Below are 453 nucleotides of genomic sequence, written 5' to 3'. Positions count from 1 at the left end.
GACTTAAATTTTGAAATATCGTTGACGCCAGACGTATTTTTCAAAAGGGCTTCTAGCGTTTCGAAGATGGCATTTCGCCTGTTTTGAATACTCCTATCTATCTGTTTGCTGTACTCTGACAATAAAATCTCTGCAGCTTCGATACGCTTTGGATCAGGGTCCATCAGTATTGCGGAAACGGCTTTCTTCATTGTGGCCGCCGCTTGGTCTGGCTGGTCAGCGAAACTCGCTGTTGCGCGCTCGGCTTGGTTTCTCCTCAGTTCCTGAACTAGATCTCCTACCATTTTTTCCGCAGGCGCAGGAAATGCGGCTGCTTTGTGCACCCGTGTCAGCGACTTGAGTATCTCGTGCGTGTCAAACGCGGCCCAGGCATCGATCAAAGCTACAAAGAGCGCACCGTCGAAAGGGGCAGATGTCTCGGCAACATGAGTCAGTAGGTTCGATCTCGAAATG

Annotated in this window: 1 protein-coding gene; it reads right to left on the bottom strand. The window is 49.7% G+C overall.

Annotation, left to right across the window (positions count from 1 at the left end):
• A partial coding sequence (locus tag EOC83_RS33005) for a hypothetical protein (protein WP_164762440.1) occupies positions 1-453 on the bottom strand: 453 nt, incomplete at both ends.

This window comes from Mesorhizobium sp. Primo-A (assembly GCF_003997175.1).
GTDB lineage: Bacteria > Pseudomonadota > Alphaproteobacteria > Rhizobiales > Rhizobiaceae > Mesorhizobium > Mesorhizobium ciceri.
This window is presented reverse-complemented; position numbering and strand designations above follow the sequence as displayed.